This window comes from Thioclava sp. UBA3469 (assembly GCF_002378135.1).
GTDB lineage: Bacteria > Pseudomonadota > Alphaproteobacteria > Rhodobacterales > Rhodobacteraceae > Thioclava > Thioclava sediminum.
Window position 1 is genome coordinate 1 of record NZ_DFRG01000132.1, and the last position, 540, is coordinate 540.

At 70.0% G+C, this 540-nt stretch carries 1 protein-coding gene and 1 pseudogene; both read right to left on the reverse strand.

Annotated features, from left to right (window positions below):
* Positions 1-308, reverse strand: a pseudogene (locus B3D39_RS10670) (NorD nitric oxide reductase activation protein); the annotation flags it as partial.
* 10 nt (positions 309-318) lie between these two features.
* On the reverse strand, positions 319-540 hold a 222-nt coding region (locus B3D39_RS10675; protein WP_286789672.1), incomplete at its 5' end, for a CbbQ/NirQ/NorQ C-terminal domain-containing protein.

Genomic DNA, 540 nt, shown 5'->3' on the forward strand with positions numbered 1-540 from the left:
AAGACATCCATCACCGGCGGCAGGCGCAGCCGCGCGCCGTCGAAGCGCGCGACGCGCTCGGTCTCGCGCCCGGCGCCAAGGCGACGCCGGACGGGTTGGCGGTGACGGACCGGCGTGACCGGGACCTCGACGATCTCGACATCCGCGCCGCCGCCAAGCGCGCGCAGCAGCAGCGCGAGCGAGGGGCGCAGCGCAGCCAGCTCGACCGCGGCGTCGGGGTGGCGATCGTCCTGACCGATATCCTTGGCCAAATCGTGCCAGATCTCGCCTACGGTTTCCTCGGGCTCCATCAGGTCCATCAGTTTCATGGCGTGCTCCTCAGCCGTAGATCGTGGCGATCAGGTCGCGCAGCGCCTGCTGCACGTCCGGCTCGTCGCTGAGCGCCTGAACCACGGCGGTCTCCAGCGCTTCCTCGATCGCGATGCCCGCGCCGATCAGCCGCGCGGCATAGACCAGAAGCCGGGTCGAGACGCCTTCCTCCAGATCCATGCCCGAGAGCTTGCGGATATGCCCGGCGAGGCGCACCAGTGGCACCACCTG